The 25,200-nt window shown below is 42.4% G+C and carries 21 protein-coding genes and 1 tRNA gene; 9 read left to right on the top strand and 13 right to left on the bottom strand.

The genetic code is table 11. The features are described from left to right. The first annotated feature begins 341 nt into the window (after positions 1–341). The 4 genes from LBQ60_18335 to LBQ60_18320 all read left to right on the top strand — a co-directional run bounded on the left by LBQ60_18335 (position 342) and on the right by LBQ60_18320 (position 4,315). Positions 342–1,202, top strand: a complete 861-nt coding sequence (locus tag LBQ60_18335) for a hypothetical protein (protein ID MDR2039884.1) — start codon at positions 342–344, stop codon at positions 1,200–1,202. A 44-nt stretch (positions 1,203–1,246) separates the two neighbouring features. After that, on the top strand, positions 1,247–2,095 hold the full coding sequence (locus LBQ60_18330) for a hypothetical protein (protein ID MDR2039883.1): 849 nt from the start codon (positions 1,247–1,249) through the stop codon (positions 2,093–2,095). A gap of 212 nt (positions 2,096–2,307) precedes the next feature. After that, the gene (locus LBQ60_18325) at positions 2,308–3,267 is read left to right on the top strand and encodes a gliding motility-associated C-terminal domain-containing protein (protein ID MDR2039882.1); all 960 of its coding nucleotides are present in this window, start codon (positions 2,308–2,310) and stop codon (positions 3,265–3,267) included. Beyond that, positions 3,215–4,315 carry a type IX secretion system membrane protein PorP/SprF gene (locus tag LBQ60_18320; GenBank protein MDR2039881.1) on the top strand — a complete coding sequence of 367 codons (1,101 nt, stop codon included), beginning with the start codon at positions 3,215–3,217 and terminating at the stop codon, positions 4,313–4,315. Before LBQ60_18325 ends, LBQ60_18320 begins: the two co-directional genes overlap by 53 nt. Before the next feature lie 144 nt (positions 4,316–4,459). Here LBQ60_18320 and LBQ60_18315 read toward each other — a convergent pair whose 3' ends face one another. Continuing rightward, positions 4,460–5,038 (bottom strand): 50S ribosomal protein L25/general stress protein Ctc, encoded by a 579-nt coding sequence (locus tag LBQ60_18315; GenBank protein MDR2039880.1) that lies wholly within the window; start codon positions 5,036–5,038, stop codon positions 4,460–4,462. Between the two features lie 247 nt (positions 5,039–5,285). Here LBQ60_18315 and LBQ60_18310 point away from each other — a divergent pair, with 247 nt between their 5' ends. After that, complete coding sequence (locus LBQ60_18310) at positions 5,286–6,053, top strand: ROK family protein (protein ID MDR2039879.1); 768 nt, start codon at positions 5,286–5,288, stop codon at positions 6,051–6,053. A 233-nt stretch (positions 6,054–6,286) separates the two neighbouring features. Here the strand turns inward: LBQ60_18310 and LBQ60_18305 are convergent, their stop codons facing one another. The 3 genes from LBQ60_18305 to uvrA all read right to left on the bottom strand — a co-directional run bounded on the left by LBQ60_18305 (position 6,287) and on the right by uvrA (position 13,145). Beyond that, positions 6,287–8,266: an OmpA family protein gene (locus tag LBQ60_18305; protein ID MDR2039878.1), complete on the bottom strand. Its 1,980-nt coding sequence runs from the start codon at positions 8,264–8,266 to the stop codon at positions 6,287–6,289. Between the two features lie 203 nt (positions 8,267–8,469). Next, positions 8,470–10,260 (bottom strand): translation elongation factor 4, encoded by a 1,791-nt coding sequence (gene lepA, locus LBQ60_18300; GenBank protein ID MDR2039877.1) that lies wholly within the window; start codon positions 10,258–10,260, stop codon positions 8,470–8,472. 86 nt (positions 10,261–10,346) lie between these two features. Beyond that, positions 10,347–13,145: an excinuclease ABC subunit UvrA gene (gene uvrA, locus LBQ60_18295; protein ID MDR2039876.1), complete on the bottom strand. Its 2,799-nt coding sequence runs from the start codon at positions 13,143–13,145 to the stop codon at positions 10,347–10,349. A gap of 192 nt (positions 13,146–13,337) precedes the next feature. Between uvrA and LBQ60_18290 the strand changes: the two genes are divergently transcribed. After that, complete coding sequence (locus LBQ60_18290; GenBank protein ID MDR2039875.1) at positions 13,338–14,876, top strand: hypothetical protein; 1,539 nt, start codon at positions 13,338–13,340, stop codon at positions 14,874–14,876. Here LBQ60_18290 and kdsA read toward each other — a convergent pair. Next, positions 14,873–15,679 carry a 3-deoxy-8-phosphooctulonate synthase gene (gene kdsA / locus LBQ60_18285; protein MDR2039874.1) on the bottom strand — a complete coding sequence of 269 codons (807 nt, stop codon included), beginning with the start codon at positions 15,677–15,679 and terminating at the stop codon, positions 14,873–14,875. The two genes, LBQ60_18290 and kdsA, sit on opposite strands and share 4 nt — an antisense overlap. Before the next feature lie 325 nt (positions 15,680–16,004). On the opposite strand from kdsA, the gene LBQ60_18280 reads away from it, so the two are divergent. Both LBQ60_18280 and LBQ60_18275 read left to right on the top strand, forming a co-directional pair. Next, a complete protein-coding gene (locus LBQ60_18280; protein ID MDR2039873.1) occupies positions 16,005–16,871 on the top strand; it encodes a YitT family protein in 867 nt (288 codons plus the stop codon). A 54-nt stretch (positions 16,872–16,925) separates the two neighbouring features. Then, positions 16,926–16,998, top strand: a tRNA-Lys gene (locus tag LBQ60_18275). Positions 16,999–17,070: 72 nt separating this feature from the next. Here LBQ60_18275 and LBQ60_18270 read toward each other — a convergent pair. Further along, positions 17,071–17,427, bottom strand: coding sequence for a DNA repair protein (locus LBQ60_18270; GenBank protein MDR2039872.1), 357 nt, complete (start codon positions 17,425–17,427; stop codon positions 17,071–17,073). Between LBQ60_18270 and LBQ60_18265 the strand changes: the two genes are divergently transcribed. After that, positions 17,395–17,559, top strand: coding sequence for a winged helix-turn-helix transcriptional regulator (locus LBQ60_18265; protein MDR2039871.1), 165 nt, complete (start codon positions 17,395–17,397; stop codon positions 17,557–17,559). The genes LBQ60_18270 and LBQ60_18265 overlap by 33 nt on opposite strands. A 71-nt stretch (positions 17,560–17,630) precedes the next feature. Here LBQ60_18265 and nudC read toward each other — a convergent pair whose 3' ends face one another. The 7 genes from nudC to LBQ60_18230 form a co-directional block, all read right to left on the bottom strand. Beyond that, positions 17,631–18,461, bottom strand: coding sequence for an NAD(+) diphosphatase (nudC, locus tag LBQ60_18260; protein MDR2039870.1), 831 nt, complete (start codon positions 18,459–18,461; stop codon positions 17,631–17,633). Positions 18,462–18,884: 423 nt separating this feature from the next. Further along, complete coding sequence (locus LBQ60_18255; protein ID MDR2039869.1) at positions 18,885–19,829, bottom strand: NADP-dependent oxidoreductase; 945 nt, start codon at positions 19,827–19,829, stop codon at positions 18,885–18,887. 798 nt (positions 19,830–20,627) lie between these two features. Further along, positions 20,628–21,767 carry an endo-1,4-beta-xylanase gene (locus tag LBQ60_18250; protein ID MDR2039868.1) on the bottom strand — a complete coding sequence of 380 codons (1,140 nt, stop codon included), beginning with the start codon at positions 21,765–21,767 and terminating at the stop codon, positions 20,628–20,630. 32 nt (positions 21,768–21,799) lie between these two features. Next, positions 21,800–22,735 (bottom strand): EamA family transporter, encoded by a 936-nt coding sequence (locus LBQ60_18245; GenBank protein MDR2039867.1) that lies wholly within the window; start codon positions 22,733–22,735, stop codon positions 21,800–21,802. Positions 22,736–22,906: 171 nt separating this feature from the next. Then, positions 22,907–23,803: a cysteine synthase family protein gene (locus LBQ60_18240; protein MDR2039866.1), complete on the bottom strand. Its 897-nt coding sequence runs from the start codon at positions 23,801–23,803 to the stop codon at positions 22,907–22,909. A gap of 24 nt (positions 23,804–23,827) precedes the next feature. Continuing rightward, the gene (locus LBQ60_18235; protein MDR2039865.1) at positions 23,828–24,988 is read right to left on the bottom strand and encodes a pyridoxal phosphate-dependent aminotransferase; all 1,161 of its coding nucleotides are present in this window, start codon (positions 24,986–24,988) and stop codon (positions 23,828–23,830) included. Further along, a partial coding sequence (locus tag LBQ60_18230) for a DUF3737 family protein (GenBank protein ID MDR2039864.1) occupies positions 24,985–25,200 on the bottom strand: 216 nt, incomplete at its 5' end. The genes LBQ60_18230 and LBQ60_18235, both read right to left, overlap by 4 nt.

The raw sequence follows: 25,200 nt of genomic DNA, 5'->3' as shown, positions 1-25,200 counted from the left end.
GTTCTTGTTCCGGTTAATAAGGAAAAAGATGCAAATTTGTGCGATGAAATTGTCGTTTTTGAATATGGATCTAGCGTTTTTGTCTGGAAATCGGCTGAATGAGTTTCCACCTTTTTTTCCAAAAATGTAACCTGAATTAAAATTTAGCGTATAAGCTAGTAAGGTAAAAAACGAATAAATAAAAAGCCCATGGAGTTGATCAATGCCTCATTCCCCCGTATTTATCAGGATTGTATTACACGATATTTGGAGTGTGATATATCCTTTTTTATAAAAACAGATAGCCTGTTATAACCTATCATATAGAATGTATCATTAATATAGAACATAATATCTAAACCATGAAAAATATATTGACTTATTGTATTGTTGCCATATTCCTCTTTGTTGCGGGAAGTACTTATGCACAAACCAATCCGACAAATGTCCAGATCGATGGTAAGGCCCATTACCAGCATGGATATAATAGTTCTGGAGGTCCGGATCTTCCTCAAGAGGAACGTGACTCGGTGACAGTAACTTCTACCATGAAATATTTTGTGTTGCCTGACCGGGCGTTTAACTCCAATTTTTATGACGGATCGGGAAATATCATTGATCCTGTGGATGTCACTAAATTAACATCAACATTTGAGTGGTCTGTGAAAACACCTGCAGTGGGTACAACAGACGGGAGCACTACCCATATATCAGCAGTGACATGGGGTGCGAATCCTGCCATAGATACTTTGATCGTCCGTGAGAAACCAACATCAGGTGGTACGGTGTGTGAAGGCACTCCTACGAAAATACCGGTGGCTGTCATAGCTAAACCGGTAATCGGCTTTGACCAGGTAAGTTCCCAATATTCATTTACCCAGTGTGTACCGGGCGTAACTTCTTCCAATAAGGCTTCCTATACTTTTGATGTAACGGCCACTTCCAGTTCCAGCCAGGTAATTGTCGGATATACATTATCCAAAGATGGAGGAGCTGCTACACCATATACTGCTTCAGTCAATATGGCAGCAGGAGGTAGTTTCGTATTGGAATTCGAAGATTATGGCGCATATACTGTTGTCATTACATCTATTACAGACCGTGTATCCAGGAAATCCAGTGTGGCGGGCGTCATTACCAGCGGAGCCAACCAATTTGTATATAACCTGATCAAACCTGCACAAACCGGTCCGATCTATCATATACCGAATCTGAATCCATAATATAATCATATACCGAAAAAATAACCTTCAATAAAATAAAGAAAATGAAAGCGATAAATATTTTTAAAACGGGTATTTTGGTCTCAGCCATAGCCCTGTTGTCTTCAGGAGCTTTTGCCCAGGCACCTAATTATACGGACTTTACCAGCACCGGTGGTGAAAGTATCGACTCTGTGACAGTGGGTAGCCGTATGCCATATAAGACACAGGCACAGACAGCTGTAACAGGATTGGTTTATCAATACAAATGGTTGTTTGAAAATGCGAGTGGTGTGAATCAAAACTGGACAATTCTGGATTTAGCCGGAGCCACGCTCACTGAAGCTACTGCGGGTTCGGGTTATTATACCAATAATGAGATAAGCGTTAAGATGCCCACTTCTCCCGGTACTTACAAGTTAAGGGCTAATGTTCGTACGGTATTTAATGGTACTGCCCTTTGTGAAGCAGCAGATACTTTGGCTAATATCACCATAGTAGCCAAACCGACTTTAGCCTGGCCCACTCCGGCTCAGGCAGCCACCTGTTATTCATCTTCAATGACCAGTGTTAATATTGATAACATCGCATTAACCGGTTTTGGTGCATGGGAAGTAGAATATACCCTTGCTTTCTCTAATTTTGACGGTAGTGGCGCTACTTCTTCCACTAAAAATGCAACAATCGGTACATCAGCAAGTAAAGCGGGCAATTATTCAATGCCTGTTGATGTAACTCAGGCCGGCCTGTATAAAGTTACCATTACCAAACTGACGGATAGAATATCCCGTAAGGCATTGAATCCGACTGAAATTGCTGCAGTTGCAGGAACAGATATCCCTAGTGGCGAATTCACTTTGATTGTCGCTCCTCAGCCGGCAACCAAGAAATTGCAACATGTTAGGAATATGTAAATATCTTAGTTAGTCTTTCATTTTCAGGAAATATATATCCTAAGCTCTGTGACGGATTTCAACGCAGGGCTTAGGTTTATATAAAAGAATAGAACAAAGGAAGGTTTACGTTGATCAAACATTCATACATATTATTTCTGATAGCGGTATTTTCTACTATCTTACATTCTGGTTATTCGCAGGATACTAAGGTGTGCGTGGGAAGTAAATCCGTGTTTAAAGCTACACGCGATCCGGGAATAGTCGGTTTAAATACTGTATTCGACTATACCGTTCCTGGTAATGCCGGGCAGTTGCTTCAGGCCTATTCTGATTCAATTGTTGTCCAGTGGGGCTTTAACAGGGGGACTTATCAGTTAGGTGTTCAGGAAATAACGGATACAGGTTGTGCCGGTGATTGGGCCTATCTGGATGTAGCCGTTGTAGGGACCGAAGCTGTTTTTTCCCAGGACAGATATACCATATGTAATGGAAACGCAGTCGAAATAATGTTTAATGAGTCAGATTTCCAGGCATATCAATGGGCAGATTATACCATTATTAATAATACCATTACCAAGGCAGGAACTTACGAATTAAAGACAATTGACTGGAATGGTTGTTTGATCACTAATTTTATTACGGTTATTGAAAGTCCAACCCCTACAGTTGCATTAGGAAAAGATACCATGGTCTGTACACCGGAATTCCGGCTACATGCCCTTAATCCTAACCGCAATCCACAAGGGACAGTTTATACCTGGTCTACCGGACAAACAGGTACCTCTTCTTTTATTGATATTTCAGGACATGACACAAAGGAAAATATAGTATATTGGGTTCGGGCTGACCTGGACGGATGTACGGCATCGGATACTGTGGTTGTGCTGGCATGCGAAGAAGCACCGGAGCCGGTGTTGTTTAGGATTCCTAATACTTTTACTCCCAATGGGGACGGAGATAATGATGTATGGGAAATAAAGGTGTTAAGTGAGTATCCAAATGCGGTAGTGGAGGTTTTCGACCGTTGGGGGAGAAAAGTATTTACTTCGGCCAGAGGTTATCCCCAACCATGGGATGGTCGTGATACCAATGGTAATGTTCTTCCTATGGAGGCATATTATTATGTCATTAATTTGAATGATGGAAAATCAAGCAGGCCTCTACTCGGGACAATCTCCATTATCCGGTAAAGAAAGTATGAGTTCAAGAAAAATATATACCTATATTGTCAGTGCTACGGTTATTGTTTTGTTGTCCTGTATTACAGTCAATGCTCAGCAATCCCAGCCTTTTACACAATATCTTTTCAACCGCTTCCTGTTGAATCCGGCAGCAGCAGGCAGTGATGGCTTTTCATCGGTCGGAGTGGTTATCAAAGACCAGTGGACCGGTTTCTCAGCTTCACCTACCAATCAAACCTTAACAGGACAAGCCCGCTTACCCCGTCAAGGCCTTTTTGGAAGCAGGAGCAGGCGTGGGACTTCCGGTTTCTTTTCTCCGGAAAATATAGGGGTAGGAGTAGCCCTGTTCAACGATATAAGAGGTCCTATCCGTACAACAGGTGCACAGTTTACTTATGCTTACCATCTGGAAGATCGTTTCGGACAACTTTCATTAGGGTTGTCAGCTAACCTGTTCCAATTATATATCGACAGAGGTAAAATAGAGACGGAAGATGATGATATGTTCCTCAATGCATCAAAATTAAATAGTTTTGTTCCCGATGCTTCATTTGGGATACACTATACGACCCGTGATTATTATGTTGGTCTGTCCGTATCCAACCTGTTTCAATCATTTCTCATGTTTGGCGGACGTAATAGTTCAAACTACCGTATTGAGCGGCAATATCTTTTGATGGGAGGGTATATCTTCGAATTGAATCCGGAATGGAATATCATGCCCACTTTACAGGGGAAAATGAATGAACATGGTATCGGACAATTGGATATCAATGTCATGGGTTATTATTATGACCAGTTCTGGGGTGGTTTTTCTTATCGTACGGGCGGAGGCGGTAATATTGGCGGGGTAAGCCTTTTATTCGGGGCCCGGTATAAACAATATCATTTCGGTTATGCTTTTGACCATACTCTAAGCAGTATCCGGAAATATTCTTATGGTTCCCATGAGTTAATGGTGACGATTACTTTCGGACAAAGCGAACGTTTCTTCCGTTACAACCGGAGGTATGAATTCCAGAAAATGAAAGGCCAATCCACTGGAAGGAGACCTTGATCGCAGGACGAATAAAGGTCGGGAGAATCCTGATTCTCCAATAATTGAAGAAGAAAATTCACTTAAGAGCAAATCATATAAGAAGAACCCCGGAGCCTATATCAGACTCCGGGGTTCTTCTTATATGATTGATCAATTAAATCATTATTGTTTAGCAGCTTCTGCTGCCGCTGCTGCCGCTGCTCTGGTTGTGCGAATAGATACAACAGGAGTGTCTTTGGGTACGACAACCTCAATTTTTTTGGCTTCAATTTCCCCGGCGCGGATCGCTTTTCCGATACCCAATTCTGTGATATCAATTGCAATCTCTGCAGGAATATCCTTGACCAAACCTTTTACGGCTATTTTCCTTTTTTCCACCACTAATTTTCCCCCTTCACGTACACCCATGGAAGAACCGGTGATTTTAACAGGAACTTCAATAACCAGAGGCTTATCTTCTGATACCTCATAAAAATCGGCGTGTAACAATTTGTCCGTTACCGGATGAAATTGTAAATCCTTGATGACAACATTATGGACTTTTCCATCCACATCCAGATTGATCAGGTATACTGTAGGCGTATAAACCAATCCACGAAAGTCTCCTTCGGCAACATAAAAATTAACGTTTTCCTTTCCTCCGTATAAAACACATGGAACTGATTCCTTTGTTCTGATTGCTTTTGACGATTTTTTTCCGGTCTCTTTACGCAAAGAGGCTTTTAATGTGATTGATTCCATTTTTATTAAAATATACTTTTTGAGGCGGCAAAGGTAATAAAAATGTTGATATAAAAAACAAATTAAAGCGATAATCTTTTTCTTAAATCGGAGACTTTTTACCTTACCAAACCGCATTGTCCGGATTGAATAACAAAATTTCAGGAATGATCACTTCGAAAATGATTATTTTAAAAAAAAGTGTAAGTTTGTTCTATCAAACAGGATAATTGAATCATATAAAACATACAACCTAAAAAATAATCCTATGAAATCGAAGTTTATATTGGGTATTGATATTGGAGGTTCCGGCATTAAAGGTGCTATAGTGAACGTTAAAACAGGGGAAATGACTACTGAAAAGTACCGGCTTCCAACTCCGGATCCATCTACTCCTGAAGCAGTGGTGGGTGTGATCAGGAATATTGCAAAGAAATTGAAATGGAACGGGCCTATCGGCATCGGCTTTCCGGGTGTGATGCAGCATGGGATAGTCAAAACCGCGGCCAATATCGATGATGGCTGGCTGGATGTGAACCTTGAAAAGTTGATAGAAAAGCGGACCGATAATAAATGCATTACTGTAAATGATGCTGATGCTGCCGGAATGGCTGAAATGCAATATGGTGCCGGAAAGAAAAATAAAGGGGTCGTGATCATGTTGACCGTAGGTACCGGCATAGGATGTTCCCTTTTTACCAAAGGCAAACTTGTTCCGAATTGCGAATGGGGACACATTTGCTTGCCCGGAGGGATTGAAGATGCTGAAAAATGGGCTTCCGATGCAGCCCGGAAGAAATTTGAATTGAGCTGGGATGAATGGATGCTACGGCTTAAAACATATATTGATTATATTGAAGAAATGTTTTGGCCGGACCTGGTTATTATTGGAGGCGGGCTGGCCAAGAAATTAGCGAAAAACGGTATCCCGTTTGAATCCCGTGCCAAAATAGTACCTGCCGACCTGTTTAACGAGGCCGGGATTATCGGAGCGGCTGTTTCTGCCAAAAAGTTACTAAAGAAAAAACATAAATAGTATTCCTGATATCCGGGGTATGAATGTAGCAATCCCCACATACAAGGCTGATATAACGAAAAAAGAGCGGTTCTCCCGAACGGCTCTTTTCAATTACTAACATTTACAACTACTAACTTATGAGAAAAACTACTGCTACTATGAAACTATTATATTAAGAACAAAAATTATGCCATAAAAATTGAGGCGTTTTATATAATTCTTAAAAATAGTTAAAAATATATTTCATCTTTTTATTCATTATAATCCGTACGAAGTACTCTAAATTCAGTGCGCCGGTTGATCTGATGCGCAATTTCCTGTTGATTATTATCGGTCAGCGAATTGATAAACTCTTCGGTTAACCGGGTTCCTTTAGGCAGGAATGGATATTGTTTCGCCAACTCATCATCTACCACCTTAGGATGTTCTTCCCCATATCCTTTTGCTGTAAGGCGGTCAGAAGCTATGTCTTTCTGGATGAGGTAATCTACCACTGATTGTGCACGTCGTTGTGACAATACTTCATTATCTGCTATGGTACCACGAGAGTCGGTGTGCGATCCTAATTCTATGGTAATATGTGGATTGTCATTTAATGTTTCTACTAACCTATCCAAAGCGACCATGGATTCGGGACGAAGATCCCATTTGGCGAAATCATAGAATATGTTGGTCAATTCAATTGGGTTAGCAATCGAAGACAATGGAATGGTGATACGGAAATCTTTGCTGCGTTCCAATCCCTTTGTCGTTTCACGTTCTTTACCATTAAGATACCCTTTCTTTGAAGCAATAAAGACATAATCGACATTGGGTTTCAATGTTATTTTGAATGTACCGTCTGCTCCTGTCGGCATTTCATTGGTAATACCGTCGCTACTGATAATTTTTACGGTAGATTCAGGTAATACGGCATTTGTTTTTTCATCCACCACAACGCCTGTCAGGTTGAAGGCAAGCGGAGGAAGGGAGAATACGAAAATATCATCATCACCGCGGGATGTACGATTCGAAGAGAAGAATCCCTGTTCCGATTCAGCCTGGAAAGTAATACCAAAATCATCTGAAGGGGAATTGATCGGATAGCCCAGATTCTCTACTATCCATTGTCCTTCATCATTCCTGGCTTTGAATATATCCAGTCCACCCAGGCCTATATGGCCGTTGGATGAGAAATAAAGGGTCCCGTCGGCATGAACATAGGGGAACATTTCATCGCCCGGAGTATTGATAGTAGGACCCAGGTTTTCAGGAGTACCCCAATTGTCACCGGAATTAGAACGTGTCACTTTCCAGATGTCTTTACCGCCTTGTCCACCAGGCATATCTGTAACAAAATATAAGGTCAGTTCATCCGGAGAAATAGCCGGATGGGCTATGACTACACTGTCATTGGCAATGTCGATCGCTTTCTCTTTGGTCCATCTGCCATTTACCAGCTGTGCTGTGACAATCTGGCAGCCCCATGCTTTATTTTTGGCAGACCGGCAACGGGTAAAATACATGGTCCGGAAATCCGGGGTAAATGAACAAATACCTTCATCTACTTCGGTATTGACATCTCCATCGATAGGCACCGGCTGGCTCCAGACATTTTTCCGGTCGAGTTTAGAAACAAAAATATCGGAAAAGCTTTCTCCGGTTACGGCATTAACATTCTTACCTGTTGCAGCATCGCGTGACGATGTAAAATATACGGTGGTATAATCATCGGAAGCATATGCAGGGCAATAATCACTCTGGCGTGAATTAAAGAATTTCATATTTTCCACCTGGTAACCGTTCCCGGTCTCCATCCAGGTAATTGCCAGTTCGGTAGATTTGATACCGTCGTCGGCCCGCCTGTCATTGGGTGCTTTTTCTTTATATTTGACGTATTCTTCTTTGGCTTCTGCGTATTTCTGGTTCATCTTTTTTGCATCAGCCAGGTATAGATGTACGATCGGATCCTGGTAACCTTTGTTGATGGCCTTGATGTACCACGACTCCGCACGGGAAGGTTCGCTGGTCAGCCTGTAGCATTCCCCTATTTTGAATAAGATCGCGGCCTGTTCGTCTTTATTTTTGACTGATGAATAAGCCTTTCTCAGCATATCCGCAGCAGAACTGTAGTGGCCGGCACTAAATTCCTCATATGCTTTTTTTACCTTTGAATTTTTCTGACCATAACTCAAAGGTGTGGAGATAAAACATATGGTGAGTATGACAAAAAATATATTGCGAGAATTCATTATTCCAATTTACTTTATTAAGATATATACGTGACTTCCAATAAGAAAGTTACTTTTATCATTCACCTTGATCAATGTTGACCTATATAATAATAAATAACTACTTATCAACGCTTTTATTATGTAGGCACGACAAAGTTATAGAAAGATTTCTATAATCGTTCATGGTTTTTGATTTTTCTTATCATTTCCACGAATGACATTTAGTCATTTAATTTCAGGACTGCCAAAAATGCAGATTGAGGTACTTCTACATTTCCGATTTGCCGCATACGCTTTTTACCTTTTTTCTGTTTTTCAAGTAATTTTCGTTTACGCGAAATATCCCCACCATAACACTTAGCTGTAACATCCTTACGGACAGCTTTTATGGTTTCCCTTGCTATGATTTTCGCCCCTATAGCAGCCTGTATGGCAATATCAAACTGTTGACGGGGTATGAGCTCTTTCAGCTTTTCGCAGATCCGGCGGCCAAAATCATAGGCATTGCCCCTGTGTATCAGTGCGGACAAAGCATCTACACTTTCTCCGTTCAACAGGATATCCAGCTTTACGAGATCGGCCTGCTGATAACCGGAGGTATAATAATCAAAAGAAGCATAGCCTTTTGAAATACTTTTTAACCGGTCATAAAAGTCGAATACTATTTCTGCCAGCGGCATTTCAAAATTCAACTCGACCCTGTCAGTGGTCAGAAATACCTGATTTTTAAGCGTACCCCGTTTGTCCAGGCATAACTTCATGATCGTGCCCAGAAATTCAGCCTGGGTAATTACCTGTGCTTTAATATAAGGTTCTTCGATACGGTCGATATGCGTGACCGGAGGAAGTCCGGAAGGATTATGCACTTCAAGTATTTCGTCTTTATTGGTATATACTTTATAGGATACGTTTGGAACGGTAGTGATTACATCCATGTCAAATTCACGGTCGAGCCGTTCCTGTATTATCTCCATATGCAGGAGACCGAGGAATCCACAACGGAAACCAAAACCAAGGGCTGCAGATGATTCCGGAACGAAGGTAAGGGATGCATCGTTCAACTGCAGTTTTTCAATGGATGCCCGTAGTTCCTCGTAATCGCTGGCATCTACCGGATAAATACCGGCAAACACCATAGGTTTTACTTCTTCAAACCCGGCAATAGCGCTTTGGCTCGGTCTGTCCACATGCGTGATGGTATCCCCGACTTTCACTTCACGTGCTGCCTTTATGCCGGAAATGATATAACCCACATCCCCGGTATTCAAAGTCTCACGCGGCTCCAGTTTTATTCGCATGACGCCGATTTCATCCGCGTCATATTCTTTGCCGGTATTGAAAAATTTAACATGATCTCCGGATGAGATGCTTCCGTTGACAATTTTGAAATAAGCAATGATTCCACGGAAAGAATTGAATACAGAGTCGAAAATAAGCGCCTGGAGCGGGGCTTCCGGATCTCCTTTCGGTGGCGGAACTACATGGATGATGCGGTCAAGGATTGTTTCCACGCCTAATCCCGTTTTTCCACTGGCCTCGATGATATCGTCACGGTCACAACCGAGAAGATCGACAATCTGGTCTTTTACAATATCAGGCATGGCTGCGGCCATATCCATTTTATTCAAGACAGGGATAATTTCCAGGTTGTATTCAATAGCTTTATAAAGATTGGAAATTGTCTGGGCCTGGATACCCTGTGTGGCATCGACGATCAGAAGTGCACCCTCACAGGCAGCGATAGACCGGGAGACCTCATACGAAAAGTCGACATGGCCGGGGGTATCGATCAGGTTCAAAGTATATTTTTTCCCATCATGCACGTAATCCATCTGGATGGCATGGCTTTTAATGGTGATGCCGCGTTCACGTTCCAGATCCATATTGTCCAGTATCTGGTCCTGAAAATCACGTTCGGCAACGGTATTGGTTGCCTGTAATAATCGATCTGCTAATGTGCTTTTCCCATGATCGATATGGGCGATAATACAAAAATTCCTGATATGATCCATGTAAAGATATTACTTCTTCTAAATGTGCGCAAAGATAATTCTTTTCCTGAAAATCGATGACAGGTGTTGAGATACATTGCTATACATTAAATTTTTCCTTTCAGGTACTGACCTGTGTAAGATTTGTCGCATGATACGATCTTTTCCGGAGTCCCTTCGCAGATAATGGTTCCTCCGCCTTTTCCTCCTTCCGGTCCCAGGTCAATGACCCAGTCGGCACATTTGATCACATCCGGATTGTGTTCGATCACCAATACGCTGTGTCCATTCTCGATCAACATATTGAATGCATCCAGTAACTTCCGGATATCGTGAAAATGCAGTCCCGTGGTTGGTTCGTCAAAAATAAAAAGTGTCGGGAGTTCGCTATTTTCCCGGGAAATGAAAGACGCCAGTTTGATACGCTGACTTTCACCACCGCTTAATGTACTTGACGATTGTCCCAGCTTTACATATCCGAGTCCCACATCAGACAATGGCTTTAGCTTTTCCACGATCTTTTTTTCAGGGGTGGATTTTTTATTTCCGAAGAATTCTATTGCTTCGTCTACGGTAAGTTCCAGCACGTCATAGATGTTTTTACCCTGATAAGTGACCTCCAGTACATCTTCTTTGAATTTTTTGCCATGGCAGGCTTCGCATTCCAGTTTCACATCTGCCATGAATTGCATCTCAACGGTGATTTCACCTTCTCCCTGACATTCTTCACAACGTCCTCCTTCTACATTGAATGAAAAGTGGGCCGGCTTCAGATCGTTATATTTGGCTTGAGGCTGTTCGGAAAATAATTTCCGGATATCGTCATAAGCTTTGCTATAGGTGACCGGATTTGACCGGGTTGACCGCCCGATCGGATTTTGGTCCACAAATTCAATGGATTTCAGTTTTGCGATATCCCCGGTGATCTTGTCAAAAGCTCCGGCCCGTTCTTCGCTTACCCCATTGATGCGTCTTCCGAGTGCCGCATACAGGATATCACGGACCAGCGTTGACTTGCCCGATCCGCTGACCCCCGTCACCACACACAATACATTTAAAGGAAAGCGTGCCGTGACATTTTTCAGGTTGTTGGCCCGGGCGCCTGAAAGCTCTATATAACTGTTCCATTTACGGCGTTGGGCAGGAAGTGCGATCTGTTCCCGGCCTGTCAGATAATCTGCGGTCAGACTGTTCTTCGAGTGCTCCAATTCTTCGGAAGTACCTTCAAAGACGATTTCGCCTCCCAGGCGGCCTGCCAGTGGTCCTATATCGATAATACGGTCGGCGGCACGCATGATCTCTTCATCATGTTCCACAACCAGCACGGTATTTCCCAGTGCCTGAAGTTTTCTTAATACTCCTATCAGCTGGGTAGTGTCTCTCGGATGTAATCCGATGCTGGGTTCGTCCAGTATATAAAGCGATCCCACCAGGCTGCTGCCCAGTGAGGTTGCCAGATTGATGCGTTGCGCTTCTCCCCCCGACAAGGTGGAAGATAGCCGGTTAAGCGTCAGGTAACTCAATCCTACCTGAGTCAGGTAGTCCAACCGGTTAATGATCTCCGTAAGGATCCGCTGTGCGACCTGTTGTTCATAATCATTCAGCTGAAGAGTTGCGAACCAGGTATGTAGTTCGTCTAACGGTAGTAACACCAGTTCATTGATGGTTTTTCCGTTGATCTTTACGTATGTGGATTCTTTTCGTAACCGGCCGCCTTTACATTCCGGGCAGGTCGTTTTCCCGCTGTAACGGGCAGTCATTACACGGTATTGTATCTTGTATTTATTTTCATCCAGGTATTTGAAAAACCCATCGATGCCGCTGAAATTACGTGTGCCGTGCCACAATATGTCGAGTTGTTTTTCCGTCAACTCATTGTAAGGTTTATGGATGGGGAAATTGATTTTATCGGCGATATAAATCAACTTGTTCTTCCATGCACTCATGCTTTCTCCTCTCCAACTAGCCACGGCATCCTGATAGATGGACAGGCTTTTATCCGGAACCACCAGGTCTTCGTCGATACCGATGACTTTTCCGTACCCTTCGCATTTGGGGCAGGCCCCATAAGGACTGTTAAAGCTGAACATATGTTCATTGGGCTCGTCGAAAAGGATACCGTCGCGCTCAAAACGATTGGAGAATTCTTTCGCGACATTCTTTTCATCCATGGTCCTGATGATACAACGCCCGTCTCCTTCATTAAAAGCAGTTTGAATAGAGTCGGCGTAACGTGCGGAAGACTCTTCATCATATGCTACGCGTATCCTGTCGATGACCAGATTTACTTCGTCTTTTTCAGAAAATTTGTCCTTTACCGGGACTTCCTCCAGCCGTTTGATCTCTCCGTTGATCTCAATACGGCTGCTTCCCTGCGACAACAGTATTTCCCGGTATGCACCGAAGTTCTTTTTCTGCTGTTCATTGAAGGGATAGAGAATAAGCGCATTGGTTCCTTCCGGGAGGGATAAGATATAATTGACGACATCTGTTACCGAATCTTTCCGGACCACTTCCCCTGACAGGGGCGAATAGGTGATGCCTATGCGTGCAAAAAGCAGTTTGAGGTAATCATAGATCTCAGTGGAAGTTCCTACTGTTGAACGTGGATTGCGCGTATTTACTTTTTGTTCGATGGCAATGGCCGGCGGTATTCCACGGATAAAATCTACTTCGGGTTTATGGATGCGGCCCAGAAACTGGCGCGCATACGATGATAGGCTTTCCACATAACGACGTTGTCCTTCCGCATATATGGTATCATAAGCCAATGATGATTTCCCAGAACCGCTTAATCCGGTAATGACAATGAATTGATCCCGGGGAATGGTCACATCTATATTTTTCAGATTATTGACCCTTGCCCCTTTTATAATGATGGCTTCTTTTTCGTTTAAAGGTTCCAAAGCGAACTAATGATTTTGATGAATTGATCGGGTTTCAGAAAATGAACACAAAATTAGTCAAAATTTCAAGTCGTCCATCGGTAAATTTGAATGTTCCTGTAATTGCTTAGAACTATGATCGTCAGATTCCTGTCATAAAAGCGTTCCTTTTGCATTAGATCATTATCTTTGTGAAACAAATCAGACCTGCTTATGACCGGTAAAACAAAAAAAATACCGTTTTTAATATGTATTGTTGTTTGTTTGTTTACTTTGTCTGTTTCCGGACGGACTTACTTTGTCGATGCTTTTACGGGAAATGACTACAACAGCGGACTTTCTCCGGATTATGCATGGCAAACGTTAAGGCAGGTCAATCAATCGGTTTTTAAGCCCGGTGATTCCATCCTGTTCCGCTCCGGACAGCAATGGTTTGGAATGCTTTTTCCTCAGGGTTCCGGAACAGAAGAACAGCCCATCGTTATCTCAAAGTATGGTGGGGAGAAATTGCCGTGCATACATGGAGGAGAGGCTGATCCAGTCTATTTTGAGGAATATCGGACTTTCCAGGCTGTTTTGTTGCGCAACCAGCAATACTGGGAGATCCGCGACCTGGAAATTACCAATATACCCGGGAACCGGATGGTCGATTTTGATAACCACGGAAACGACAGGAGGCGGGGAATATATGTGGTAGCTTCAGATACCGGAGAATTGAAAGGAATCACCATCCGAAACAATTACATCCATCATGTGAAGGGTAATGATACGAAAGATTTCCATGGGAGCGGGGGTATCCTGTTGGCGGTAATCGGAAAAGAGAAGCCATCGTTCTTTAATGGAGTGGATATTTCAGGTAACAGGATGTTTATGATAAACAGGACCGGGATCTGTGTCAGTTCTTACTGGCAGAGAAGGCTGAGGGAGAAAGATTATCCATATTCCTGGATGGACGAGATGGGAGAATACCAGGCCAACCTGAATATTGTGATACGGGGGAATGATCTGGAAAGTATCGGTGGGGACGGTATTGTTCCACAGGTGGCATTCAAGGCGTCTATTGAATACAATAAGGTAAACGGGGCAGCTTCCCGGTCGAAAGAATTCAATGCCGCCTTATGGGCATGGAACAGCGATTCGGTACTGATCCGGTACAACGAAGTATGGAATACACGCAGCACCCGGGACGGTATGGCTTTTGACTGTGATGCCTATTCGATAGGGCACACCTACCAATATAATTTCAGCCATGATAATGAAGGAGGTTTTCTTTTGTTGCACGGCAGCTCGAAAGTGGTGCCGGATGCAGAAAATATCGGACACCTTATACGGAACAATATCAGTATGAATGACAGGAATATCCTGTTGCAGTTCCATGGATCCGGCCATACCCATTCCATTATTGAAAACAACCTGTTTTATAATACGGTCTCAAAGGTGCATCCTTTGACGGTTGATGGATACCCCAGGGATATCAGGGTACAGAACAATATTTTCTATCTCACGGATATGGGGGAGTGGAAGGGTGAGGAATTCTTTTTAAATTTTTATTTTTCGAGAAATATGCTTTTTGATGCTTCCCGGAGTGATATTTCCAGAAGAATAAAAAACAAATTTAAAAGGCCTTTGCTGGCAGATGTTTATGAAATGTTCGGAATCGATCATTCGCTTCCGAGAAAGAATATTACCCCGGAAGATGTCCGGATGTTATGGAAAGGAATATTGTCGGCAAGCGACAAGGCAAAAAATTAAAAGTTATTGACCGCCTGCCGGATCCGTACCAGTTTTCTGAGCAGGTCTTCCAGTTGATCAAGGGGAAGCATGTTGGCTCCGTCTGATTTTGCACAGGCGGGTTCAGGATGCGTTTCGAGGAAAATTCCGTCAACACCGACTGCAACACCGGCACGGGCAATTGTCTCAATTAACTGTGGCAAGCCACCGGTTACTCCTTCTGTTGTATTGGGTTGTTGCAGTGAATGTGTGATGTCCAGTACCACCGGTAATCCGGTCTCCTGCATCCGTTTGATCCCGCGGTAATCGACAATCAGATCATAATAACCGAACATGGTACCGCGGTCTGTCAGGATTATTTTTTCATTTCCGGCCTGTCTTACTTTATCTGCTGCAAATTGCATGGCCTCGGGAGCCATGAACTGACCTTTTTTGATATTGATCATTTTTCCGGTTTTTGCTGCAGCAACCAACAGATCTGTTTGTCTGCTCAGGAATGCCGGTATCTGCAAGATATCCACATACGGGGCGGCCATTTCGGCATCGGCTTCGGTATGGATATCGGTAACTGTGGGAATTTGCAGGTTCTCACGGATATCAGCGAGAATTTGCAGGGCTTTTTGGTCTCCGATACCGGTAAAGGAATCAAGGCGGGAACGATTGGCTTTTTTAAAAGAGCCTTTGAAGACATAGGGGATCTGTAACCGGTCTGTTATTTCCTTGATACGGCGGGCGATATCAAAACATATGCCTTCGTTTTCTATCACGCAGGGACCGGCCAGCAGAAAAAAATTACCGCATGTTGTGTGGCGTATTTGAGGGATATTTTCTATCATTGGTGAATGTTTTGATGGTTTACTAAAGAAAACGAATATATATGTTCATTGATGATGACAAGATGCAGCCATTAAAAATATTTTTTGCAGAATATGAGATGCAAATATAACAAACCTGTCAGTTATCATAAACATTAAAATAAATATGTTGTTATTCTCTTAAGCATTCAGTGCTATTTGTTTTTTCTTAAGTCGCATTGGTCAAGTTAATTACGTTTAATAAGTATGGCATTCATTTATTGGGGTTACTTAAGTCATTGCGGAATAAGATTTTCTTACTTTCTTTTGCACGAATTTTAATATGCTTTCATTCATGAAAAAAGAATCAAAAACATTTGCCATATTGCGTTCCCATGTAATTATTACTTTTGGGTTGCTTTGTACTACTTTCGGATGGGGAGCTTTTCTTATTCCTAGTAATGTTACCGGCGGCGGCGTGAGCGGTATTGCTGCCATCGTTTATTTTGCCACAGGATTCCCGGCAGGGATCACTTATCTGCTGGTCAACAGTTTATTGATCCTGATAGCAATGAAAATGGTCAACGTGAATTTTGGTTTGAAATCTGTGTATGGGGTGATTGTCTTTTCCCTTTTATTGGGTGTTTTCCAGGAAGTTTTTCCGGATCCGCTGGTGAAAGATACCTTACTGGCTACTATCGTGGGGGCTATTCTGGCAGGTATAGGAACCGGCATCGTTTTTACACAGGGTGGAAGTGCAGGCGGAACCGACCTGATTGCCATGATGATCACCAGCCAGCGGAACATCAGTCCGGGACGTGTGATCATGACGGTGGATGTGGTCATTATTTCTTCTTCATTCTTTATTTTCCATTCCCTGGAACGAATGATCTATGGTTATTGTGTGATGGTGATATCCAGCTATGTTATTGATTTTGTGCTGGCGGGTTCCAAACAGTCGTACCAGCTTTTTATTTTTTCGGATAAGTATGAACAAGTGGCGGAACATATTTTTGTCAATGTCAAACGCGGACTGACCCTGGTGGATGCACAGGGATGGTACACCAAAAAACCCACTAAGATGATCCTGGTCATTGTCCGGAAATATGAGGTCACCAATGTTTTTCGAGCAATAAAGGAGGTGGACCCGGAAGCTTTTATCTCTATGGGAAATGTGATGGGCGTATACGGAAAAGGGTTCGACCGGATGAAAGTAAAATGAAATCAATATTTGTCCGTTTATTATTTTTCCCTAACTTTGACCCACCAAAAAAATGACTCCGTAGCTCAGTTGGTAGAGCAATTGACTCTTAATCAATGGGTCGAGAGTTCGAGCCTCTCCGGGGTCACTAGAAAATCAAGCGGTTAAGAATAGTTTTCTCAGCCGCTTTTTTATTTGCACCATAACATTTCATTTTCTGTTAATATATCTTCCCATCATCAGCAAAACTATAATAACCTTCTATTGCAACAATAATGTGATCTAATAGACTTATATTCATTGTTCTGCAAGCGCCATTTATTTTATCGGTGAGTAATTTATCCGGTTGGCTCGGAATAAAGTTTCCCGACGGATGGTTATGACATACAATAATTGATGAGAAATTTGTTCTTAAAGCGGTTTGTAATATAATCCGGATGTCCACTGAAGTTTCTGATATTCCAGCTTGGATATATACAAAATTCCTCTTGGTGCTGGATAAAGTTTTTAAATACATTTTTAAGAACTCTTCCGGCACCAATGAATACCCGACATATCGCAAAAGATGCTTACACATACTTTAAAACGATTAGAAAAGGATCATTTGCTAAATCGGGAAGCATTTGCCGAGATACCTCCGTGTGTGGAATATTCGCTTACTGAGATGGGCGAAAGCCTGATGCCTTCCGTCCAGATGATGATCGAGTAGGCGCAGGAACATTTCGACGAGGTGACATAATAAAAAAAGATTTACTGAAAGGCTCCATACAAGGATCAAAATTACACATTCCCGAGCCGGAAGTTTTCGATCATATCCCAGGTAAGACTGAATCCGGAATCACCCGCAGGTAGTTCTTCTCTGGAGAACCAAATAGCTTCCGACAGTTCCTTTCCATCCGGAACCGGTTCTGGATTTCCATCTACTTCCGCGAAAAAACCGGCCAATATCGATTCTGAGAATGCCCATGGTTGGCTTTTATAATAACTGATATTTCTGACGGTCAATCCGACTTCCTCCATTACTTCCCTCTTTACACAGTCCTCCAGTGTTTCACCTACCTCCATGAACCCGGAGACAAGCCCATAGTCTTTGTATTCCGAGTTGGCATTTTTTACCAAAAGTAATCGATCATTATCTGTAATGCCGACAATAATTACCGGGTTTATCCCAGGATAAATCACCAGACCGCATTCAGGACAGCATAAAGCCCTTTCCTCTTCTTTAGATAACATTCGACAGGCACACTTACCGCAGAATTGGTTATTTTCATACCATCGGGCCAAGTGCATTGCAGTTGCTGCGCCGAAACACAACCAGCCGGGCTGCCTGTTTCGGAATGAACGTACATCCTGATATTTAAAATTACTGATTTCAGGCAGGCTGTCTGGATTAAGGAAGAATTTTTTACCGTCTATGTCGAACAAATAAATCAGCCGGTCTGAATTTATACGGTGATGCAGGAGTATATCTGTTATTGCAGGAAAATGGAATGTCGTATCTTCATGGATCAATACCAGATTACTATTATACGAAGTCAGATAATCATCATCTTTTGGTTTTAGATTTTGATAGCTTATATTCAAAGTATGCGGTACTATATCCTGAAACATATTATTTCGCTCTTATTTTTATTTTTTTTTTAAATTTATTCGTACCCGGTTTTCTACTTCCGGTAGAGATTGTGAGGCCGGCTTTACATTCCTGATGGTCCATGCTATATTACGGGCCAGTGTACGATTGATTTGAAGCCCTTTTTGTCTTTCCGTACTTTTTCGGGTTCAGCAGCATGAACAATATTCCAATAGGAACACAAAAATAGTAAACCTTGTATAGATAATCGTAAGTTGTTCGATTATCTATACAAGATTTACTATCTGTTATTCATTTTAGAAAATATAAAAATAATTAGAATTTTAACTTTTGAAAGTGAAACGAAAGAAGATCAACCTGTTTATCTCTGTTGATTTTCTTCGTTTTCCGACAGATATGTTGCTGTAAGGCACAAATTATCTTGTTGCAAAGAACGATAGTTATTAAGCCAAAGCAACTATTTTCCCTCTCACTTTTCCGTTTTCCAGTTGGTTGTGGGCTTCGGGTATCTTATCGAAAGGAAATGTTTTATCCACATGCACTTTCAGGCTGCCATCGGCGAGCATTCCGGCAATATGTCCCATATCTTCTCCGTCCGAATGCATCATCATCGGTTTGTAATTTCTGACATGTTGCTCTTTGGCTATCTTATTCGTTTCTTCTATATTAGGGGAGGATATCAATACAATAGTGCCTTCGGGTTTCAGCACTTTTAATGAACGGACGAAGTTTTCGCCGCCGATGGGATCGAGTATAAAATCAATATTGCTGATCAATTCTTCGAACTTCTGTGTCTTGTAATCGATCACTTCGTTTGCACCGAGATTTTTCACGAAACCGGCATCAGATGCCGATGCTGTTGTGATGACATGACATCCTGTTTTTTTAGCTATCTGTACGGCGAAATTACCGACTCCTCCGGCACCACCATGAATCAACACACGGTCTCCTTTCCTGATATGTCCCAGATACATAAGTGCCTGCCAGGCTGTCAATGCCGATAGTGTTGAAGCTGCGGCCTCGGGCATGGATATATTGGCGGGTTTACGGGCGAGTTGATTGGCGGGAGCAGCGGCATATTCGGCATAAGCACCTCCCTGCCCGGGGAAATTGATGGTACCGAAAACCTCATCTCCCGGGCTAAAGTCTTTTACGTCTCCGGCAACCCTGGTGATTACTCCGGCCACATCCCATCCGATGACCATTTCGGGGGTATCTTTATATTGTGCAGCTTGTCCGCCTCCTTTGCGGGTTTTTATATCTACGGGATTGATGCCGATTGCTTCTACACGGATCAATACCTGCCCGCTCTTTATCTGTGGTTCGGGGATTTCTTTCAATGAGAAGTTTTCAATTCCTCCGAACTGTTTTAAGACGATTGCTTTCATCTGTATAAAATTATTTTAAATGGTTAGATGAACCCCGAAGGGCTCAGTGAAACTAAATGTCCAATTTTGTTCATGACAGTGTGTATGCCGCTATGTTTGTGGATATTATATGATGATATTTTAGGAGTTAATGGTTAGGCCACCGGGCTGCAATGACCATCTTTCCGCCTTTTTCTGCAATTTTCTTTACAGTAGCTTCGCCTATACCGCTGGAAGCATCCATTACAATGATAACTTTTCCTTTTAAACTTTGCATGATGTTGTTCTGTGGTTGAAAATGAGTATATTATATAAACTACTTTTTAGAGCAATTCTCAGCGAGAAAAGATTAAAATGCATTAAAAAATATGAGACAAGATACGGAATTTATTTTTAAATAAAATATTACTTCTTCCGCTTCCTGAATCCTTTAGGGATACTCCTGTTCGGTTTTTAAAATATATGTAAAAAACAAGAGGCTCGGAAAATTTGATTCATAGAAGATTTCCTGAATGGAAAGGTTGGATGATTGAAATATCAATCTTGTTTGATAATGAATTGTTTGTTATGTATTTTTATTTGTGTTAAAATCGGGTATTAATCATGTTTATTATTATAGGGTTATCTCCTGATGCGCTTAACTGTCTGATCAAAAAAAATCTGATGTACCGTTTCGACCGAACTGGACTGGGATTATGAGTGTTGATCCTCTGGTACTCAACTTTATTTTCGAATACGTGAAACATCAGGACTGGCTGGATTTCAGATATATCCGCATGGCTGGACTACAGTTTTTTCAGTAAAGTTTTGTTTGATATCTTAATTCCCTACCGATATTTGAATGATCTTCTCTACTATGGGTTTGGCCTGATACTTCCGGTCGAACAACAACGGATAATCTGTCCTGCCTTTTACCGGGAAATTATTTCTCCAGGAATCACGATCAGAAACACCCCAGAGGGTGACGCGGCCGATCTTATTCTGGTTCTTCAGAAACAAGCGGAAGAAATCAAGATAACGGTTTTCCCATTCTGCTTCGATCTCCTGAGGTAAACCATCGGTATAAGGATTCATCTGTTTCTGATAGTCCACTGTGTCGGATATATTGGCACTGGTTCCCCAGGGTGAAGGTAATGCACTTAAATCTAATTCTGTTATCATTACTTTTACCCCTGCCCGGTGATAATCCTCAATGGTTGACTCATATTCCTCGAGTGTGGGAATATCCATTCCAATATGTCCCTGCATCCCTATAGCATCTATACGAATACCTTTTTCTTTGAATGATTTCACCAGATTAACCAGGGTCTCACGTTTCCCTTTGTACCATTCATTATAATCGTTATAGTAAAGTTCAGCATCCGGATCTGCTTCGTTTGCAAACTGAAATGCCAGAGGAATAAAGTCTTCACCAATAATTTCGTAAAACTTGCTTTTGCGGTAAGTTCCATTTTCCAGGATGGCTTCATTAACCACATCCCATCCTTTTATCCGTCCCTTGTAGCGGGAGACAACGGTAGTGATGTGGTTTTTCATGCGTTGAACCAATACCTCGCGGGAAACATCTTTTCCTTTTTCATCCACAAAGAACCAGGCCGGGGCTTGTGAATGCCAGATCAACGTATGACCTATAATAAACATGTTGTTCTTTTCTCCGAATTCAACAAATTTATCTGCATCGCCGAAGAAAAACTCTCCCTCTCTGGGTTGCAGATACATGCTCTTCATGCAGTTCTCGGCAACAATCGAATTGAACTGTGTTTTTATGATATTCACAGATGAGGAGTCTCTATTATACACCTGTGCCAGATTCAGGGCGGTGCCGATGAGAAATTTACCGTTTAAGGCCTCTTTTAATGTGGGTTTCTTTTCTGCTTTTGTATTATTTGCATTGCTACAGGATAATAATAAGGTAACTATCAGAAAAGAAAGAAGTAAATAATGAATATTCGTTTTCATTGTAGTATTTTTTGTTGATTTTCGGATCTCAATTACTTAAGTGCCTTTTTTCTTTTTCTATTGATCAACATCACACTGGCTAATATCACCACCAGTCCCGCCATTTGTATCCATGTAACCTCTTCTTTCCCGAAAACCATACCAATAAATACTGCAACAAAAGGATTGACATATGCGTGTGTGGCGACTTCGGTTGCCGGACGTACTTTGAGCAGCCATACATAAGCAGAGTAGGCCATGATAGAACCAAATATGATCAGATACGCCAGCGATAGCCATGAAGTTGTGGGAACGATACGTAGGTCAGTATTCGTTATATCTCCACTGAAAAATGCGCATATCCAGAACATGGCACTTGCGAAGAGCATCTGCCATGCAGAACCGGCAAAAGCGTTCACTTCTTCCTCACCCGATGAACGGTATTTGGCATAGAGTGTGCCGAGTGCCCATGAGATACATCCGAAGACCAAAAGGAGGACACCGTATTCCCTGTGTTCACCGGGATGATTGTCGAATTTAAATTGTTCCACATACAGCATCATGACGCCGAGAAATCCAATGATGATGCCAACGATTACCAATGGGTTGCGGAAGTTTTTTTTCCACATGGGAGCATCCAGTGCCATGATCCAGATCGCCGTTGAACTGGCAATGATCGCCACCAGGCTGCTGCTGATATAACGTTGTGCCAACATCACGACCGCCATGTCGATAAACAACAGCACAATGCCACTGATGGCCGATTTTTTGATGAGGCTTTTTTTAAAAACAGGTTCACCCCTGTACCAACACCAAAGCAATAAGATCAGTCCTGCTGTAGTAAAACGGAGCGCTCCAAGAAGAAACGGCGGTAGTCCCCGTAGAGCTACACCGATAAAATAATAGGTGGAACCCCAGACTACATAAATCAGGAAATAGGCTATGAAGATGCCTGCTCTGGATGTCTCGTTTCCTTTCAGGGACTGCATAAATAGCTGTTTACGGGATCAATAAATTATTGTATTTGCAGGCAACGAAGATACGTAATAATCGTTAAACACCTTATTCAGCGCAACCAGACTATTCTCTTCCGTTAAACAGATATCAAAATTACTGAAATTTATCATCATCCAGATAGATTTTTCTGCAACTCTGGTCGGTTAATCAGGAAATAAGCTGGTACTTAGGTATTTTTCTCCCCTATCGGGAAAGATGACCACCATTACTCCTTTATCCAGCTGTTCAATTGCTTTAAGGGCTGCCAACATGGCAGCTCCGCTACTCATTCCTACAAAGATACCTTCTTCATTGATGATGCGCCGGGACATTGCAAAAGCTTCTTCCGATTCTACCTTAATACTCATGTTGATTTCCGATTCATCATATATTTCAGGGACAATCGCTTCTTCCATGCTTTTCAACCCCTGTATATAGTGACCTTTGACCGGATGAGCCTCTATGATCTTTATTGCGGGGTTTTTCTCTTTCAGCCCCTTACCCACACCCATTAAGGTTCCCGATGTGCCGAGTGAAGAGACAAAATGTGTGATCTGCCCCTGGGTTTGGGTCCATATTTCTTCGGCGGTTGTTTTGTAGTGTGCCAGCTTATTATTGATGTTCGAAAACTGATTAGGGTTGAAAAATTTTCCGGGATTCAACTCTATCAATTCCTTTACTTTCATGATGGCTCCATCAGTCCCTAATTCGGGCGGAGTGAGAATTATTTCCCCTCCAAAAGCTTTGATCATTTTTTGCCTTTCTTCCGAAACGGCAGAGCTCATTACAATTTGTATCCTGTATCCTCTCACCCTTCCTATCATGGAAAGTCCGATTCCTGTATTTCCTGAAGTGGCTTCGATGATGATCTTATCTTTGGTCAACTCACCTTTTTTTTCAGCTTCTTCAATCATTTTCAGGGCAATCCTGTCTTTGATGCTGCCTGTCGGGTTAAATCCCTCGAGTTTGGCCAGAAGCAAAACATCGGGGTGGGGATTAAGTTGATTGATCCGGACCATGGGAGTATTGCCAATGGTCCATAAAATATTATTGAAGTACATATTTTGTATTAATGGCTTAATTATTCATCGTTTAAGTTGCTTTTCGATGCTTTTGAGGCCTTTCAGCAGATTTTCGCGTTGGGTGGCAATATTGATACGTATAAAGCCTTCACCTGCTTCACCATACATAGTGCCTTCATTTATCCACAGCTTTTCTTTATCAAGCAGGGTTTTGGTTATCTCTTCCGATGTCCGGTTCAATGCCGAACAGTCGACCCATACCAGATAAGTCGCTTCAAGCGGTAGAACAGGCAGATGCGGAAGATGCTGTTCAAAAAATCCGGTAAGTGTACGGTAATTACCGTACAGGTATTCCTTCAGTTCTTCCAGCCATTCCACTCCTTCATTATAAGCAGCGATCAGGGCTTCTATGGCAAAAACATTGATCTCGCAAACCTCATTTATGTTAAGGGCTTTGTCGATCTTCCTGCGTATTTCTTCATCTTCTGCAATGATATTGGCCACCTGGATGCCTGCCAGATTGAAGGTTTTGCTCGGGGCGGTACAGGTAACGGAATTTTTCAGGAATTTTTCGCTGATGGATGCAAACGGGATATGTGTATGGCCGGGGTAAACCAGATCGCAGTGAATTTCGTCGGAAACGATGATTACGTTATTCCGCAGGCAAATTTCACCCATCTTTGTCAGCTCTTCCCGTGACCATACCCTTCCGGCAGGGTTATGCGGACTGCAGAGCAGCAACAGCTTTGCTGACGTATCGGCGGTTTTTTGTTCGAGATCGTCAAAATCGATGCTATATGTGCCGTCCTTATAGATCAGCCGGTTTTCCACCATTCCGCATTGGTTGTTTCGGATACTGGAGAAAAAACAATTGTAGACGGGAGTCTGCACGATTACTTTATCGCCCGGTTGTGTCAGTGCTTTGATGACAGCCGAAAGGGCTGGAACGACGCCCGAAGTAAACAGTATCCATTCCCTTTCGATGGTGAAATGATGTCTTTTCCGGAACCAGCCAATTACCGCATCAAAATATGTTTCCGGCACTTTAGCATATCCGAAAATACCATGCTGTACACGCCGTTCCAATGCGTTGATAATGGCAGGAGCTGTGCGGAAATCCATATCGGCGACCCACATCGGTAAAACATTCTCATCTTCTGCTGTATCCCATTTGTAGGAATTGCTGTTCCTGCGGCGGACGATTTCATCAAAATGATACATCATGAGGCAAGATGGGTCTTATTATTGATTTTAACAGAACATCCTCCCGGATTTTTACAATTTTCGTCCATAATGACTTCACCGATACTATCGGCAGTGATGGAGCCTCCTGCAGGGTTCTTGATGCTTACAATGTTCCCATTTATTACGGCATTAAGGGTACTGTTCTCGAAACAGAGGTCGCAGTCTTCGGCCATAGTACAGTTTTCCATAAT

It is taken from the genome of Bacteroidales bacterium (assembly GCA_031275285.1).
GTDB lineage: Bacteria > Bacteroidota > Bacteroidia > Bacteroidales > UBA4181 > JAIRLS01.
Note: the sequence above shows the minus strand (reverse complement) of the source record. Positions and strands in the feature narration are given on the sequence as shown.